Below are 16,572 nucleotides of genomic sequence, written 5' to 3'. Positions count from 1 at the left end.
CTCCAGGCTCGGCCTATACTGCCCGTGATGGCCCCACGCCGACACAACGAACCGCCCGCCGATCTCTTCGGCGAGGCGGCCCCGCCCCCGCCCGCGGCCGAGCAGCCCGCCGGCCCCCGTCCGCTCGCCGACCGGCTGCGCCCACGCGTGCTGGAGGAAGTGGTGGGCCAGGACCACCTGGTCGGGCCGGAGGGGGCGCTGACCCGCATGCTGGCGCGTGGCGCGCTGGCCTCGCTGATCCTCTGGGGGCCGCCGGGGGTGGGCAAGACCACCATCGCCCGGCTGCTGGCGGAACGCGCCGGGCTGGTCTTCGTCCAGCTCTCGGCCGTCTTCTCCGGCGTCGCCGACCTCAAGCGCGCCTTCGACGAGGCGCGGCAGCGGCGCCGCGCGGGGCAGGGGACGCTGCTCTTCGTCGACGAGATCCACCGCTTCAACCGGGCGCAGCAGGACGGCTTCCTGCCGGTGGTGGAGGACGGCACCGTCACCCTGGTCGGCGCCACCACCGAGAATCCGAGCTTCGCGCTGAATGGCGCCCTGCTCTCGCGCTGCCAGGTGCTGGTGCTGCGGCGGCTGGATGATGCGGCGCTCGACCTGCTGCTGGACCGGGCGGCGGCGGAGGCGGGACGCGGCCTGCCGCTCGACCCCGCGGCGCAGGCCAGCCTGCGCGCCATGGCGGATGGCGACGGGCGCTACCTGCTGAACCTCGCGGAGCAATTGCTGGCCCTGCCGGCGGATCAGGCGCCGCTCGATTCAGCGGCACTTGGCGACCTGCTGGCGCGCCGCGCGGCGCTGTACGACAAGGACCGGGAGGAGCACTACAATCTCATCTCGGCGCTGCATAAGTCGCTGCGCGGCTCGGACCCGGATGCGGCGCTGTATTGGTTCGCGCGGATGATCCAGGGCGGCGAGGATCCGCGCTACATCGCCCGCCGCCTCACGCGCTTCGCCGCCGAGGATGTCGGCATGGCCGATCCCCGCGCCCTGCCGCTGGCGATCGCCGCCTGGGAAACCTATGAACGGCTCGGCTCGCCGGAGGGGGAGCTGGCACTGGCCCAGCTCGTCGTCCATCTCGGCACCGCGCCCAAGTCGAATGCCGTCTATGTCGCCTGGGGCGAGGCGCAGCGCGCGGCGCGCGAGACCGGCAGCCTGATGCCGCCGAAGCACATCCTCAACGCGCCGACGCGGCTGATGAAGAATCTCGGCTACGGCCGCGACTATGCCTACGACCATGACGAGGCCGAGGGCTTCTCAGGCCAGGACTACTTCCCCGACGGCCTGCGCCGCCGCGCCTTCTACCGCCCGACCGATCGCGGCGCGGAGGCTGCGATCGGCGAGCGGCTGGAACGCTGGGCGGCGCTGCGGGAGGAGAGGCGGAAGAAGGGTTAGCGCTGGGCCACCCGCTCGTTGCGGTCGGGCACCTGCACCGGCTGCACCACCACGGGCGCGGTGCCCTGTTCCTTCATCTCCAGCTGTTCCGCGACCTTCGGGCTGAGATCGATGATGCGGCCGCGGGAATAGGGACCGCGATCCTCCACCTTCACCTCGGCCGTGCGGCCATTCTCCAGGTTGGTCACCCGCGCGGTGGTGCCAAGCGGCAGGGTGCGGTGCGCCGCGGCGTTGGAGCGCGGGTTGAAGCGCGCGCCATTGGCCATGCGCCGGCCATTGAAGCGCGGTGCGTAGTAGCTGGCAGTGCCGCGCTGCGGCCGCGCCTGCGCGGCGCGCTGCTGCTGGGTTGCGTGATGACCGCGCTCGGCGGCCTGGGCAGAAGGGAGAAGGTCCGGGGTTCCGGCACCAAGGACCAAGAGGGCCGCCCCCGCGGCCATCGCTGCTATCCGTGTCATGGCATACATTACGCCCGGGCGCGCCGAGAGTTCACCGCCGCCGGGTTCGCCCGCCCCGCCCCGGCCGTGCTAAGTGCCCGCGCATGACCATCCAGACCCGGATCGTGGCCGAGGCGGAGGCGGATACGCGCCTCGACCGCTGGTTTCGCCGCCACTTCCCCCAGCTCACCCAGGGCGCGTTGCAGAAAATGCTGCGCACCGGCCAGATCCGCATCGACGGCCGCCGGGCCGAGGCGAAGACCCGCCTCGCCGCCGGGCAGGAGGTGCGCATCCCGCCCCTGCCGGACGGCCCGCCGCCGGCACCGGACGAGCGCCCGGTCTCGCCCGAAGATGCCGAGATGCTGCAACGCCTGGTGTTGCACCGGGACGAGAGCGTGATCGTGCTCGACAAGCCGCATGGTCTGCCGGTGCAGGGCGGGCCGGGGATCACCCGGCACCTGGACGGGATGCTGGATGCGCTCCGCTTCGGCTCCGAGGACCGGCCGCGCCTGGTGCATCGACTGGACCGCGACACCTCCGGCGTGCTGCTGCTGGCCCGCACGCCGGCGGCGGCGGCCTTCCTGGCGCGGGAATTCCGCGGCCGCGGCGTCGAGAAGACCTATTGGGCCGTGGTGGTGCCGCAGCCCGCCCTGGAGGATGGCCGCATCGACATCGCCATCGCCAAGCAGGAGGGACCGCGCGGCGAGCGGATGGTGGCGTTGGACGACCCGAATGAGGGCAGCCGCGCCATCACCGATTTCACCACCGTCGATGCCGCCCGCGGCCGCGCCGCCTGGCTGGAGCTGCGGCCGCTGACCGGCCGCACCCATCAGCTCCGCGTGCATTGCGCCGAGGGGCTCGGCACCCCGATCCTCGGCGATGGCAAGTATGGCGGCGGGGCAGCGCATATCGATGGGCTCTCGGGCGAGTTGCACCTGCATGCCCGGGCGCTGCGCCTGCCGCATCCGGATGGCGGCGTGCTGGAGGCAGCGGCGAACCTGCCACCCCATATGAAGGACACCTTCGCCTTTTTCGGCTTCGAGGCGCCCCGCGCGCCGAAGCCCAGGCGACTGGTGCCGCCCGCGCGGCGTTGAGCCCCGAGGAGACTCTGCCGATGCCCGATACCCCCCGCCGCCCCCGCCGCTGGCTGCGCTGGGGCCTCCTTGCTCTCGCCCTGCTGGTGCTGCTGCCGGCGGCGGGCCTCGCCTGGCTGCTGCTGGCCTTCGACCCGGACAGCCTGAAGCCGCGCATCCAGACGGCGGTGGAGGCGGCGACCGGGCGGGCGCTCACCCTCGGCGGGCCGATCGGGGTGAAGCCCGCCCTGGTCCCGACCCTGACGCTCTCGGACGTGGCGCTGGCCAATGCCCCGGGCGGCAGCCGGCCGCAGATGGCGACCATCCGCCGGGTGGAGGTGGAGCTGGCCCTGCTGCCTCTGCTCTCCCGCCGGGTGGAGGTGCGGCGGCTGGCGCTGCAGGCGCCCGACATCCTGCTGGAGACGGATGCCGAGGGCCGGCCGAATTGGGCCTTCGCCCCGCCCGGCAGCCCCGCCCCGGCGCCCGCCGCCCCCGGCAATGCCGCCGCCCCGGCCAGCGCGGCCCGGGATGCCGGCAGCCGGCTCGGCATCGCGGTCGACCGGGTGGAGCTAACCGAGGGCCGGATCGGCTGGCGCAACGGCCAGACCGGCGCTGCCCGCAGCCTGGAGATCGCGCAATTCGAGACCCGCGCCACCGGCGATGACGGCGCGCTCCGCCTCTCCGGCCGCTTCGCGCTGGATGGCGCCCCCTTCACCCTGGCCGGCGAGACCGGCTCCCTCGCCGCGCTCACCGGCGGCGGCGCGCCCTGGCCGCTGCGGCTGGTGCTGGAGGCGGCGGGGGCCACGATCGCGGCCGAGGGCAGCATTGCCCAGCCGCTCCAGGCCGCCGGCTGGCAGCTGGCGGTCGATGCCAAGGTGCCGGAACTGGCCCGGCTGGCGCCGCTGCTGCCCGATGCGCCGCTGCCGCCGCTGCGCGACCTCGCCCTGACCACCCGCCTCGCCGATTCCGGCGGGCGCATTCCGGCGGTCAGCGACCTGCGCCTCACCCTCGGCGCGGCGCCGCTGGATGCGGTGCTGCCGGGGCTCAGCCTCGGCCGGCTGGAGGCCAGCCTGCCGCGGCAGGATGCGCCGCTCGCCCTCTCGGCGGAGGCGGCACTGGAGGGGATGCCGCTGCGCCTCGCTGGTTCGGTCGGCGCCCCCGCGGCGTTGCTGGCCCCCCCGGCGCAGCCTTGGCCGGTGGACCTGACGCTTGGCCTCGGCGCGGCGGAAGCGAGTGCGAAGGGTGCCATCGCCGATCCGCGCGCCGGCACCGGGGTCGATCTCGCGGTGGCGCTGCGGGTGCCGGACCTCGCCGCCCTGGCGCCGCTGGCCCGCACGCCGCTGCCGCCGGTGAAGGACCTGGCGGTGGAGGCGCGGGTGGCCGAGCGCGGCCCCGGCTTCGCCGCCGGCGCCTTCCTGCGCGGCTTCCGGCTGACCTCCTCGGCGGCCGATGCGGCGGGCGAGCTGACCTATGTGATCGGGCAGCGCCAGGGCTTCGCCGGCAGCCTCGCCTCGCAGCGGATCGACCTCGATGCGCTGCGCCCGCCGCCTGCGGCCCCGGCCGCCACGGCGCCGGCCGGCCCGCCGCCGGCCCGCGATGCGCGGCTGATCCCCGATGTGAAGCTGCCGCTGGAGGCGATGCGGATCATCGACAGCGACCTGCGCTGGACGGTGGCGAGCCTGATCGCGGGCGGCGTCACGGCGAAGGAGGTGGCGCTGCGGCTGGTGATCCAGGACGGCAAGGCCTGGCTCGACCCCTTCACCGCCACCCTGTCCGGCGGCCCGCTGAATCTGCGCGCCGCGGCCGACCTCACCAGCGCGCCGCCCACCGTGCAGGTCGCGGCGCAGGCGCCGGGGCTCGACCTCGCGCCGCTGCTGGCGGCGCTCGGCCGGCCGCCGCAGGTGACCGGCCTGCTCGGCCTCGATGCCGATCTGCGCGGCCGGGGCGAGGATCTGCGGGCGGTGGCCGGCAGCGCGCATGGGCATCTCGGCCTGTCGCTGGTGCGCGGCACCCTCTCGGGCAGCCTGCTCGAGGCGCTGCCGGGCGACTTGCGGAAGATGCTGCTGCCGCCCGGCCAGGGCGGGCGGGATGTGGCCCTGCGCTGCTTCGCCCTCCGCCTCGCGGCGGAGGACGGCATGGCCCAGTCCCGCACCCTGCTGCTGGACAGCGCGCTCGGCCGGATGGGCGGCGAGGGGGGGCTGAACCTCAAGACCGAGGCGCTGGCCTTCCGCCTGCTGCCCGATCTCCGCCTGGGCGGGATCGAGCTGCGGGCGCCGGTGAATGTCGCCGGCACGATGCGTTCGCCGCGCATCGGCGTTTCGCCCGAGGCGGCGGTGGCGGGCGGGCTGGGTGCCTTCCTATCTTTGCAGAACAGCCCGGATCGCGGGCTGCAATCCCTGGCCGGGGCGCTGGGTGCCGGTGGGCCGGCGCTGCCGGATTGCGAGTCGCAGCTCGCCATCGCCCGCGGCAACCAGCCGGGCCCCGCCCCCGGCCCGGCTTTCGAACGCCCCGCCCCGGCCCAGGCGCGCGATGCGCTGCCCGGTCCGGCCGGGGATCTGTTGCGCGGCCTGTTCGGCCGCGGGAGGTAGTGATGAAGCGTTTCTGGGACAGCGCTGCCATGGTCCCGCAACCGGGCGGCTTCGGCGTAGTGCTGGATGGCAGGCCGGTGCGGCTGCCGGGCGGCTCCCCCCTGGTGGTCGGCCCGGCGCGGCTGGCCGAGGCGATCGCCGGCGAATGGGCCGAGGCCGGCGGCGGCGCCAAGGGCGGCGAGATGAGCATGAACGACATGCCGCTCACCCGCCTGGTCGGCACGGCGCAGGAGAGGATCGCGCCCGAGCCGGAGGCCATGGTCACCGGCCTCGCCCGCTATGGCGAGACCGACCTGCTCTGCTACCGGGCGGAGGATCCGCAGCTGGCCGCCCGGCAGGCGGTGGAATGGCAGCCGGTGCTGGATTGGGCCGCCCTGCAGCTCGATGCGCCGCTCCGGGTCACGGCCGGGCTGATGCCGGTCCCGCAGGAGGCCTCGGCGCTGGCCGCGCTGCGCGCCACCCTGGCTGCCCGCAGCCCGATCGAGCTGGCCTCGCTCGGCGTGCTGGTCCCGGCCTTCGGCAGCCTGATCCTCGGCCTCGCCGTGGTGCTCGGCCGGCTGGAGGCGGCGGAGGCGCATCGGCTGGCCATCCTGGATGAGACCTTCCAGGAGGAATTCTGGGGCCTCGACGAGGAGGCGCGGGAGCGCCGGATCCGCATCGCCGGCGAGGTGGCGGTGGCGGCGCGGCTGCTGGCCCTCGCGGGGGGTGGGGGATGAACGCCCGGCGCCTCCGGATCGAGGGCCGGGTCCAGGGCGTCGGCTACCGCGCCTGGATGGTGCGGGAGGCGCGGCGCCTCGGCCTCAGCGGCTGGGTGCGGAACCTGCCCGATGGCAGCGTGGAGGCGGTGGTCGCGGGGCCGGAGCCGGCCGTGCAGGCCCTGCTGACCGCCTGCCGCCGCGGCCCGATACTGGCCCGGGTGGACCACATCCAGGAGGATTTCTCCGACATGCCCGAAGCCGAGGGCTTCGACCAGCGCTGACTGGGCCATGCTCCGCGATCCGGTAATCGCGGAGCATGGCCCAGCTTATGCTTGGTCGCGTGATTCACGCCTCCGGCCGTTCCAGCCTTCGGCGATCACGCTCTATCCGGCCGGGATCAGCTTCACCCGCCGTCCCTCGACGCCGAGGGCCAGCCGGCCCCCCTTCAGCGCCAGCGCCGCCTCGCCGAAGACTTCGCGCCGCCAGCCCTGCAGGGCAGGCAGGTCAGGGTTCGCCTCGGTCGCCAGCCGGTCCAGATCCTCGCTATTGGCGAGCAATTTGGGGGCGACATGGTGTTCCTCGGACTTGGCGGCGAGCAGCACCTTCAGCAGCGCGACCAGGGCCGGGGAGGGGGGCGGGCCGTGCCGGTCCTTCGGCGCCTCAGGCAGGGCGGAATCCGGCAGCCCCTTGGCGGCCTTGATGGCGGCGAGCAGCCCGGCGCCGCTGCGGCCCTTGGCGAAGCCTTCCGAGATGCCGCGCGCCCGGGCGAGGTCGGCGGCGCTTTCCGGGCCGGTCGCGGCCAGTTCCAGCAGGGTCTCGTCCTTCACCAGCCGCTGGCGGGGGATGTTGATCCGCTGCGCCTCCCGCTCCCGCCAGGCGGCGATGGCCTGGAGCATGCCGAGGAAGCGCCGGTTGCTGGTGCGGGGGCGGAGCCTTTCCCAGGCGCTCTCGGGATCGGTCCGGTAGGTCTCCGGGCGGTTGAGCACCGCCATCTCCTCGGCGACCCAGTCCATCCGCCCCTCGCGCTCCAGCCTCTCGCGCAGGGCCACATAGATGCGGCGGAGATGGGTGACATCGGCCGCGGCATAGGCGATCTGCGAGGCGGAGAGGGGCCGCGCCGCCCAGTCGCTGAAGCGGTGGGCCTTGTCGATCTGGGCATCGGCGAGCGACCGGCAGAGCTGGTCATAGCTCACCTGGTCGCCGAAGCCCGCGACCATGGCCGCCACCTGGGTGTCAAACAGCGGGGTCGGCACCGCATCGAATTTCAGCAGGAAGATCTCCACATCCTGCCGCGCGGCGTGGAAGACCTTGACCACATCCGGGTCCGCCAGCAGGGCGCCGAGCGGCGCAAGGTCGAGGTCGGGGGCCAGCGCATCGACTACCGCGGTCTCCCGCTCCCCGCCGAGCTGGATCACGCAGAGCTCGGGCCAATAGGTCCTCTCCCGCATGAATTCCGTATCGACGGTAACGAAGCTCTCACCGCGCAGCCGCTCGCAGAGGGCGGCGAGGGCCTCGGAGGTGGTGACCAGGGCGGGCTCGGTATCGTGCGAGGGGCGGCGGCTCATGGGGCGCTTCTAGACCCGTGCGGGGCGCGGGGAAAGCCGATGCCGGTTCCTCGCCGCTTGACAGGACCGGCCCCGGCCCCCTCTTACGGGCGCTTCGATTGCCAGCGCAGGTCCCCAGTCCCATGCATGCCTATCGTAGCCATACCTGTGGTGCCCTCCGCGCCGCCGATGCCGGCAGCACCGCGCGCCTGTCCGGCTGGGTGCACCGGAAGCGCGACCATGGGGGGCTGCTCTTCCTCGACCTGCGCGATCATTACGGCCTCACGCAGTGCGTGGTGGCGCAAGGCTCGCCCGTCTTCGAGATGGCGGACCGGCTGCGGCCCGAAAGCGTCATCACCGTGACCGGCGAGGTGGTGAACCGCGAGGCGGGCACGGTGAACCCGAAGCTGCCGACCGGCGCAATCGAGCTGCGCGTCCGCGAGCTCACGGTGCAATCCACCGCCGAGGTGCTGCCCTTCCAGATCGCCGCCGAGCAGGACTATCCGGAGGAGATGCGGCTGCGCTACCGCTTCCTCGACCTGCGGCGGGAGAGGCTGCAGCGGAATATGATCCTGCGTGCGCATATCATCCAGGACATCCGCGAGCGGATGATCGCCGTCGGCTTCAACGAATTCCAGACGCCGATCCTGACCGTCTCCTCGCCCGAGGGCGCGCGGGACTTCCTGGTGCCGGCCCGCCTGCATCCCGGCAAGTTCTACGCCCTGCCGCAGGCGCCGCAGCAGTACAAGCAGCTGACGATGGTGGCCGGCTTCGACCGCTACTTCCAGATCGCCCCCTGCTTCCGCGACGAGGCCGGCCGCGCCGACCGGACGCTGATGTTCTACCAGCTCGACGTGGAGATGAGCTTCGTCACGCAGGAAGACGTCTTCACCACCATGGAGCCGGTGATCCGCGGCACCTTCGAGCGCTTCGCCGAGGGCCGCCATGTGGATGGCGGCCCGTGGGTCCGCATCCCCTATGCGAAGGCGATGCTCGACTATGGCTCGGACAAGCCGGATCTCCGCAATCCGCTGGTGATCCGCGACGTGACGGAGCAGTTCGCCGGTTCCGGCTTCGGCCTCTTCGCCAAGATCGCGGCCTCGGGCGGCGTGGTGCGCGCCATCCCGACGCCGGGCGCCGCGGGCAACCCGCGCAGCTTCTTCGACAAGATGAACGAATGGGCCCGCGAGCAGGGCGCCGGCGGCCTCGGCTACATCACCTTCGACGCCGAGGGCGCCAAGGGGCCGATCGCCCGCAACCTCGAGGCGGACCGCGCCGCAGCGATCCGCGAGGCCTGCGGCCTCGGGGCGGGCGACGCCGTCTTCTTCGCCGCCGGCAAGCGGGACGAGGCAGCGAAGCTCGCTGGCCAGGCGCGGCTCAAGCTCGGCCATGACCTCGGCCTCTCCGAGAAGACCGGCTTCCGCTTCTGCTGGATCACCGACTTCCCATTCTACGAGCTGAACGAGGAGACCGGCCAGGTCGATTTCAGCCACAACCCCTTCAGCATGCCGCAGGGCGAGATGGAGGCGCTGGAGAACCAGGACCCGCTGACCATCCCGGCCTACCAGTACGACGTGGTCTGCAACGGCTACGAGATGGCCTCGGGCGCCATCCGCAACCACAAGGCGGAGATCATGGTGCGCGCCTTCGGCATCGCCGGCTATCCGCCCGAGGCGGTGGAGGAGCGGTTCGGCGGCATGCTGAACGCCTTCCGCTACGGCGCCCCGCCCCACGGCGGCATGGCCGCGGGCATCGACCGCATCGTCATGCTGCTGGCCGAGGAGCCGAACCTCCGCGAGGTCAACCTCTTCCCCATGAACCAGCAGGGGGAGGAGCTGATGATGGGCTCGCCCTCCACTGTCGAGCCCGCCAGGCTCAAGGAATTGCACATCCGCCCGGACCTGCCCCCCGCCAAGGGGGCTGCGGCGGCGCCCAAGGCGTCCTAGATGGGGCGGTGGATTCGAAGGACAGAGTGATGCCGCTGCGCCGTTCCCTGCTCGCCGCCGCCTGCCTCGCGATCGGGGTGGCGCCCGGCGTCCCCGGCGCCGCGGAGCCGGGGGTGGAGGCGATGGTCGGCCATCGCGCCGCCTACCGCCTCACCCTCGACCGCGTGCGCGACGGCTCGGACATCACCCGGGCCGAGGGCGCGATGCTGTATGAGGTGGTCGATGCCTGCGATGGCTGGGCCACGCGGCAGCGCTTCCAGCTGACGCTGACCGACCGCGACGGCACCGAGGTCGAGACCGCCTCCGACTACTCGACCTATGAGACGAAGGATGGGCGGAGCATCCGCTTCTCCCTCACCCAGACCAGCCAGGGCGCGGTCTCGCAGCGCGTCGCCGGAGAGGCGGAGGTGACGCCGGAGGGTGGCCGGGTGCGCTACACCGCGCCCGAGGCGAAGGAGGTGCCGCTGCCGCCCGGCACGCTGCTGCCGATGCTGCACACGATCCGGACCCTCGCCGCCTCCCGCGCCGGGCAGCGGCTGCTGGTCGTGCCGCTCTTCGACGGCACCAGCCCGGATGGCGCGCAGGACACCACCAGCGTGCTGCAGGCCTGGCAGACGCCGCAGGCGAATGAGCGCTTCCCGGCGCTGGCCCCTCTCGGCAGCGCCCGCATGCGCATCGCCTTCTTCGACCACAGCCCGGCCGGCGGCAGCCCCGGCGGCGCCAGCGCGCCCGATTACGAGGTCGGACTGCGCTACTACGAGAACGGCGTGGCGGATGAGCTGAAGATGGAATTCGGCGAGTTCAGCGTGAACGGCCGGATGCAGGAGCTGGCGGTCCTCCCCAACCCCTGCTGATCCGACTGCCTTACCGGCTGGCCTGCGGGTGCCCCGCGGCCAGCCGCGTCGCCGGCCGCACCCGGTAGAGCGCCGCCATGGTGGTGCGGTTGACCGGCTCCAGCCGGTCCGCCGCCCAGGCCGGAAGCTCCTGCGCCCCGCCGGCGACCAGCAGCAGCACATAGTCGAAATGCTCCGGCCAGTCGGTCATGTAGGGCGGCCGCTCGATGTTGCGCGGCGGCTTCACCGTCATGTCGAGCACCTGCACATCCGGCAGGTAGCCGGCCGGCTCCGACAGCGCCTCATAGGGCGGCAGCACGCGCAGCGGCTGCTGGCTGGCATGGGTGAAGACGCCCGGCCAGAAGGCATGGCGCTCGATCGTCAGCAGCGAGCCGAGATGCTGGTCGGTGCGGCAGAAATCGGCGATCACCAGGCGCCGCCCATGGTTGCGCCAGAAGTCCGGGTTGGTCTCGGGATCGACGGTCGCCACCAGCACCCGCGCGCCGGGCTCCACCGGGGCGATGCTGTGGCGGATATCGGCGATGTCCCGCTGCTGGCCGGACCAGACCGAGGCGACGATGCCCATCCGCACCAGGAACAGCGCGGCGAGCGCAAAGCCGACCGCCTGGGCGGGGCGCCGCGGCAGCCGCGGCAGCGTCCCGGCAAAAAGCAGCATGCCGAGCATCACCGGGAAGCGCGCATCGATGAAGGAGGCTTCCTTCAGCGTCGCCGGCATCGCCAGGTAGAACAGGAAGCAGATCGCCGCTGCCAGGATGCTCGGCCGGTGCAGCCGCAGCCGGCGCAGCACGAGGCAGGCGATGATAAGGCCGAAGATCGCCAGCGCCGTCAGCTTGTCGAAGGCGGCGTAGTAGTTGACGAAGGGCTCGGCCAGGTTCGCCAGCTTCCGCCAGGCCGAGACCCAGGTGATCTTGCCGTCATCCGCCCCCGCCAGCCTGGCATTCAGGTAGAGCAGCGCCGAGGGCAGGAAGACGAGGCCGACGGCCAGGGCGCGCATCGCCAGCCCGGACCAGTCGCGCCGCTCCAGCCGCCCGGCCATCGCCAGCAGCTCGCGCGAGCCGATCAGCACGGCGCAGAAGACCAGGCCGAAGATGTGGCAGAAGAAGACCAGCGTCGCCGCGATAGCCGTCGCAATGACGGTCGCCACCGGCCAGCGCTCGCGGCCCCAATTCCAGCCGGCCGCGGTCAGCATGGCGAGCGCGATGCCGACCTGGAAGTTCATGAAGCCCATCAGGAACAGCGCATGATAGCCCATCAGCGCGCCTGCCACCGGCCACCAGGACCAGCGCCCGAAGACCGACCGGCTGTAGAGGATGATGGCAGCGTAGTTCAGCAGCAGGATCAGGCCGAGCATCACCCGCCCGGCGATATAGACGGGCAGCACCTTCACCAGGCCGGTAAGGATCACGTCGATGGCGAGGTTCGGTATGATATCCCAATGTTGAGCATAGATTTGGGATAAGACCGGATCGTTCTCGCCGAAGGCCAGAAGATACGTCCGGGCCAGATGATTCGGATAATCCAGAAGGGGCGGCATATCGGTGACGAAGAGCGGCATGAGCAATACCAGCAGCGCGCCGAGACAAGCCATCCAGCGCAGCCAGGGCCGCGTCGTTACATCATCCATGCTGTCCCACTCCATGCAGGATGCTATCGAGAATGGGCAATCTCATGCCGCACTGCACCGCAGCAACCCGATGATGGATGGGATGACCGAACTGTGTGCAGCGCTGCATCCCCCTGGTTGGACAGGGCTTTCGCGCATCCCCGCTTTGGCGTCAGACTACCGTTAAGCGTCGCTGAACGTACAGCCAGCCATCCGGCCCCTGCCATCGAACCGAGGGCATCCGGCCATGGACATGATGATTCCGACCCGCTTCGAGGAACGGCCACTCGGCCCGCTCTTCGGCGCCGAGCTGCGCGGCCTCCGCATCGCCAGCGATCTGACGGAGGCGGAATTCGCCTCCTATCTCGATGCCTTCCATCGCCACCACCTGCTGCTGCTGCGCGACGTGCCCTTCGACCCGGCGGCGCATGTCGCCTTCAGCCGCCGCATGGGTCCGCTCGAGCTGCATGCGCAGACGCGCTACACCCATCCCGGCCATCCGGAGATCTTCTGCGTCGGCAACTACACCGAGGATGGCGAGCCCCGTGCGAATTTCGCCCGCGGCATCGAGCAATGGCATGCCGACAGCAGCTACCGCAAGGTGCCGAGCGCCGCCTCGCTCTTCTACGGGGTGATCTGCCCGCCGGAGGGTGGCGAGACCTGGTTCCTCGATGCCGCCGGCGCCTATGCCGAACTGCCCGCGGCGATGAAGGCGCGGATCGATGGACTGCGCGCGGTGCATTCCCTGGCGACGCTGGCCGAATGGGGACGGCAGCACAATCCGGAACGCCCGCCGTTGACCGAGGAGCAGACGCGCCGCTGGCCGCCCGTCTCCCAACCGCTGGTGCGGGTGCATCCGGTGAGCGGGGTGCGCTCGCTCTTCCTCTGCCCCGCCGTCATCAGCCATGTCGAGGGCCTGGCGCCCGAGGAAGGCCGCGCGCTGATCGACGCGCTCATGGCGCATGCGAGCCAGGAGCGCTACGTCTACCGCCATCGCTGGCGCGCCGGCGACCTCGTCATCTGGGACAACCGCTGCACGCTGCACACGGCGACGCTGTTCGACCATGAACGCCATGTCCGGCTCATGCACCGGACGACGGTCGCCGGGCCCTAGGTCCGGCTCCGCAGCGCAATCCAGAAGGCGAACTGCGAGACGATGCCGGCGCCGGACAGCACCAGCGCCGCCGCCAGCGCCGGATCGGGCCCGAGCCCGGCCAGGGCGGTGCAGAGCGCGCCAACGCCCATCTGCGCCGCGCCATAGAGGCCGGAGGCGGAGCCGATGACCGATGGATTGACCCCGACCGCGCGGGTCAGCGCCGCCGGGCTCGCCATGCCGATGCCGAGGGTGAAGACGACCATCAGCCCGAGCATCGGCCAGAGCGCGAGCCCGCCCGCCAGCACCAGGGCGAGCAGGCCGAACCCCGCCAGCGCGCTCAGCGCATTGGCACCGACCAGCATGCGGTCCATGCCGACCCGCCCGACCACCCGCCGCATCAGCAGGTTGCCCGCCGCCATGCCGAGGATGAGCAGGCCGAGGCAGAGCCCCACCGATTGCGGCGGCTGGTGCAGCTCCCCGGCCAGGATGAAGGGCGCCGCCGAGACGAAGGCATAGAAGGAGGTGGTGGCGCAGCCGCCGCCGATGGCGAAGCCGAGGAAGGCCGGCGAGGTGACCAGCGACCGGTAGTCCCGTGCCAGCCCGGCGAGGCCGAGCCGGCCGGCGCGCCGCCCGGTCTCTGGCAGCAGCCACCAGGAACAGGCGATGCTCGCGGCGCCCATCGCCACCAGCAGCAGCAGGATGGCCCGCCAGCCAAGCGTTGCCGCGACCAGCCCGCCGAGGATCGGCGACAGCCCCGGCCCGACCAGCGTCATCAGGGTCAGCAGCGCCATGCGCCGCACCGCCTCATCCGGTTCGGAACTGTCGCGCACCATGGCGCGGCCGAGCACCAGCCCGGCGCAGCCGCCGAGCGCCTGGAACAGCCGCGCCAGGATCAGCAACCCCGCTCCCGGCGCCAGCGCCGCGCCAAGCCCGGCAATGGTGTAGAGCACCAGCCCGCCCATCAGCACCGGCCGCCGCCCGAAGGCATCGGAGAGCGGCCCATAGACCAGTTGCCCCAGCGCCAGCCCGACCAGATAAAGGCTGATCGTCGCCTGCAAGGCGGCCGGATCGGCGCCGAGATCGCGCGCCGCGACCGGCAGGGCGGGCACGAAGACATGCATCGCCAGGGTGCCGCTGAAGGTGAGGAGGGCGAGCAGCCAGAGCGGCGGGCGCGGCTGCGGCGCGGGATCGGCCATTGCTTAGCAGCCTAATCGTCTCCCGCGGCGCCGGCAAACCGGTGCCTAATCCACACGGATCCCAAGCTGATGGATCACGCTGCCGAATTTCCCCCGCAACTCGGTCAGCAGCGCGCCGAACCCCTCCGGCCCGCGCGCCTCGACATCGATGCCGAGGGATTCGAACTGGCGGCGCAGCGCCGGGGTGGCGAGGCCCTGCTGCACCTCCGCGACCAGGCGGTCGATGATCGGGCGCGGCGTGCCGGTCGGCACCATCAGCCCGTTCCAGCCGCCGATATCGTAATCCGGCAGGTCGCCGGCCGTGGCGATCGGCGGGATGTCCGGCACGAAGGAGGATGGCCGGGCGGTGGTGATCCCGAGCGCCCGCAGCTTCCCCTCCTGCACCAGCCGCAGCGCCGCGGCCATGGTGTCGATGCCGTAATCCACCTGGCCCGCGAGCAGGGCGGCCAGCGCCGGCGCGCTGCCCTGGAAGGGGATGTGCAGCGCATCGATCCCGGCCATGGCGTTGAAGACCGCGCCCAGCAGATGCTGCGCGCCGCCGACGCCCGAGGAATTATAGGTGTATTTGCCGGGATTGGCCCGCATCAGGGCGATGAAGGACCGCAGGTCGGTCACCGGCAGGTCACGCCGGACCAGGAGCATGTAGGGGGCGATGCCATAGCTCGCCACGGGCGCCAGCTCCCGCTCGACATCATAGAGGGTGCGGCTCACCAGTGGTTGGAAGCTGATCGGCCCGATGGAGGCGGCGAGCAGCGTGTAGCCATCGGGTGCCGCCTTGGCGACGGCATTGGTCCCGATCTGGCCGCCGGCGCCGGGCCGGTTCTCCGGCACGACCGTCTGGCCCAGCCGCTCGGTCAGGAACTGGGCCATGAGGCGGCCCTGGACATCGGTCGACTGGCCGGGCGGCCAGGGGATCACCATGCGCAGCGTCCGCGCCGGCCAGGGCTCGGATGGCTGGGCCAGCCCGGGACGCGGCAGGAAGGGCAGCGCCAGAGGGGCGCCCAGGATGGTCCGGCGGTTCATGACCTGTCTCCTCGGATGCGCCTTGATCGGCAGGGTGCCGGCGCTTGCGGCCATCATGCGCCATGGGCGGCGATCGTCCATCTCCGGCGACGATGCGGGCAGCTTGACCCCCGCCCATGCGGCCCTCAGGCTCAGGGGAAAACCGGGAGGAACAACCATCATGATGTCCCGTCGCAGCCTCGGCGCGGCCGCCGCCCTGCTCGCCTGCCCGTCCATCCTCCGGGCGCAGGGCAGTTGGCCGGGGGACCGGCCGATCGAGGTGATCGTGCCCTATCCGCCCGGGGGCGGGGTGGATGTGATGGCGCGGGTCATCATGCCCTTCGTGGCGCAGCACCTGGCCGGGGCGCGCGTCGTGGTGACCAACCGTGCCGGCGCCGGCGGGCAGGTCGGCTTCGAGGCCTTGTTCAACGCCGCACCCGATGGCTACACCCTGGGCGCGCTGACCGTGCCGGCAATCAGCACCTTTCCGCTCGAGCGCCAGGTCCGCTATCGGTCGCTGGAATTCAGCTTCCTCGCCAATGTCGTCGACGATCCGGGCACGATCTATGTCGCCGCGAATTCGCCGATCCGCACGCTGCAGGATCTCGTGCAGGCGGCCAAGGCGCGGCCGGGGCAGATGAATTACGGCACCACCGGCGTCGGGTCGGACGACCATCTGCTGATGCTGACCCTGGAGGGGCTGGCCAAGCTGGAGCCGATGAATCACGCGCCCTTCGCCGGCTCGGCCCCGCTGCTGGCGCAGGTGCTGGGCGGGCATATCGAGCTCGGCGTCGGCAATATGGCGGAGATTCTGGCGGCCATGCGCGAGGGCCGCGTCCGGGCGCTCGGCCAGGCGGCGGAGCGGCGCTGGGCGGCGGCGCCGGATGTCCCGACCTTCCGCGAGGGCGGCTACGACATCGTCGCCGGCTCCGCCCGGGGCATCGCCGGGCCGCCGGGCCTGCCGGTGGAGATCCGTGCCAAGTTGGAAGCGGCCTTCACCGCGGCCCTGGCCGATCCTGGCTTCCTGCGCGAGGCCGAGCGCGCCTCCCTGCCGCTGCGACCGCTGGTCGGGACCGCCTATCGCGACATGGCGGCGCAGGTGGAGGGTTCGGTCCGCGCCATCTGGCGGCAGCGTCCCTGGGGCGGCTGAGG

At 72.2% G+C, this 16,572-nt stretch carries 14 protein-coding genes; 9 read left to right on the top strand and 5 right to left on the bottom strand.

The annotated features are described in order from the left end of the window. Nucleotides 1-27: 27 nt before the first annotated feature. Nucleotides 28-1,386, top strand: coding sequence for a replication-associated recombination protein A (locus JMJ55_RS14465; protein ID WP_202826268.1), 1,359 nt, complete (start codon nt 28-30; stop codon nt 1,384-1,386). Here the strand turns inward: JMJ55_RS14465 and JMJ55_RS14460 are convergent. Then, a complete protein-coding gene (locus tag JMJ55_RS14460) occupies nt 1,383-1,823 on the bottom strand; it encodes a septal ring lytic transglycosylase RlpA family protein (RefSeq protein WP_202826267.1) in 441 nt (146 codons plus the stop codon). The genes JMJ55_RS14465 and JMJ55_RS14460 overlap by 4 nt on opposite strands. 101 nt (nt 1,824-1,924) lie before the next feature. Between JMJ55_RS14460 and JMJ55_RS14455 the strand changes: the two genes are divergently transcribed. The 4 genes from JMJ55_RS14455 to JMJ55_RS14440 are packed head-to-tail and all read left to right on the top strand — an operon-like array spanning nt 1,925 to nt 6,460. Next, a complete protein-coding gene (locus tag JMJ55_RS14455) occupies nt 1,925-2,914 on the top strand; it encodes an RluA family pseudouridine synthase (protein WP_202826266.1) in 990 nt (329 codons plus the stop codon). Between the two features lie 20 nt (nt 2,915-2,934). Next, a complete protein-coding gene (locus JMJ55_RS14450) occupies nt 2,935-5,481 on the top strand; it encodes an AsmA family protein (RefSeq protein ID WP_202826265.1) in 2,547 nt (848 codons plus the stop codon). Nucleotides 5,482-5,483: 2 nt separating this feature from the next. Next, nucleotides 5,484-6,197: an ATP12 family chaperone protein gene (locus tag JMJ55_RS14445; RefSeq protein WP_202826264.1), complete on the top strand. Its 714-nt coding sequence runs from the start codon at nt 5,484-5,486 to the stop codon at nt 6,195-6,197. Beyond that, nucleotides 6,194-6,460 carry an acylphosphatase gene (locus JMJ55_RS14440; protein ID WP_202826263.1) on the top strand — a complete coding sequence of 89 codons (267 nt, stop codon included), beginning with the start codon at nt 6,194-6,196 and terminating at the stop codon, nt 6,458-6,460. Before JMJ55_RS14445 ends, JMJ55_RS14440 begins: the two co-directional genes overlap by 4 nt. Before the next feature lie 102 nt (nt 6,461-6,562). Here JMJ55_RS14440 and rnd read toward each other — a convergent pair whose 3' ends face one another. Continuing rightward, the gene (rnd, locus tag JMJ55_RS14435) at nt 6,563-7,744 is read right to left on the bottom strand and encodes a ribonuclease D (RefSeq protein WP_202826262.1); all 1,182 of its coding nucleotides are present in this window, start codon (nt 7,742-7,744) and stop codon (nt 6,563-6,565) included. Between the two features lie 122 nt (nt 7,745-7,866). On the opposite strand from rnd, the gene aspS reads away from it, so the two are divergent. Both aspS and JMJ55_RS14425 read left to right on the top strand, forming a co-directional pair. Next, the gene (gene aspS / locus JMJ55_RS14430; protein WP_202826261.1) at nt 7,867-9,669 is read left to right on the top strand and encodes an aspartate--tRNA ligase; all 1,803 of its coding nucleotides are present in this window, start codon (nt 7,867-7,869) and stop codon (nt 9,667-9,669) included. Nucleotides 9,670-9,698: 29 nt separating this feature from the next. Next, nucleotides 9,699-10,523 (top strand): cell envelope integrity EipB family protein, encoded by an 825-nt coding sequence (locus JMJ55_RS14425; RefSeq protein ID WP_236033710.1) that lies wholly within the window; start codon nt 9,699-9,701, stop codon nt 10,521-10,523. Nucleotides 10,524-10,533: 10 nt separating this feature from the next. Here JMJ55_RS14425 and JMJ55_RS14420 read toward each other — a convergent pair whose 3' ends face one another. Further along, entirely contained in the window at nt 10,534-12,147 is a 1,614-nt protein-coding gene (locus JMJ55_RS14420; RefSeq protein WP_202826260.1) for a hypothetical protein, read from the bottom strand. 226 nt (nt 12,148-12,373) lie between these two features. Between JMJ55_RS14420 and JMJ55_RS14415 the strand changes: the two genes are divergently transcribed. Continuing rightward, nucleotides 12,374-13,240, top strand: a complete 867-nt coding sequence (locus JMJ55_RS14415) for a TauD/TfdA dioxygenase family protein (RefSeq protein WP_202826259.1) — start codon at nt 12,374-12,376, stop codon at nt 13,238-13,240. Here the strand turns inward: JMJ55_RS14415 and JMJ55_RS14410 are convergent. Both JMJ55_RS14410 and JMJ55_RS14405 read right to left on the bottom strand, forming a co-directional pair. Continuing rightward, complete coding sequence (locus tag JMJ55_RS14410) at nt 13,237-14,418, bottom strand: multidrug effflux MFS transporter (protein ID WP_202826258.1); 1,182 nt, start codon at nt 14,416-14,418, stop codon at nt 13,237-13,239. The genes JMJ55_RS14415 and JMJ55_RS14410 overlap by 4 nt on opposite strands. A gap of 45 nt (nt 14,419-14,463) precedes the next feature. Beyond that, nucleotides 14,464-15,441 carry a Bug family tripartite tricarboxylate transporter substrate binding protein gene (locus tag JMJ55_RS14405; RefSeq protein ID WP_202826257.1) on the bottom strand — a complete coding sequence of 326 codons (978 nt, stop codon included), beginning with the start codon at nt 15,439-15,441 and terminating at the stop codon, nt 14,464-14,466. A gap of 160 nt (nt 15,442-15,601) precedes the next feature. Here JMJ55_RS14405 and JMJ55_RS14400 point away from each other — a divergent pair, with 160 nt between their 5' ends. Then, a complete protein-coding gene (locus JMJ55_RS14400; RefSeq protein ID WP_202826256.1) occupies nt 15,602-16,570 on the top strand; it encodes a tripartite tricarboxylate transporter substrate binding protein in 969 nt (322 codons plus the stop codon). Nucleotides 16,571-16,572: the final 2 nt, after the last annotated feature.

This window comes from Belnapia mucosa, from assembly GCF_016775475.1.
Taxonomy (GTDB): domain Bacteria; phylum Pseudomonadota; class Alphaproteobacteria; order Acetobacterales; family Acetobacteraceae; genus Belnapia; species Belnapia mucosa.
The sequence above is the reverse complement of the archived record's forward strand: the minus strand, read 5'-3'. Positions and strand labels throughout refer to the sequence as shown.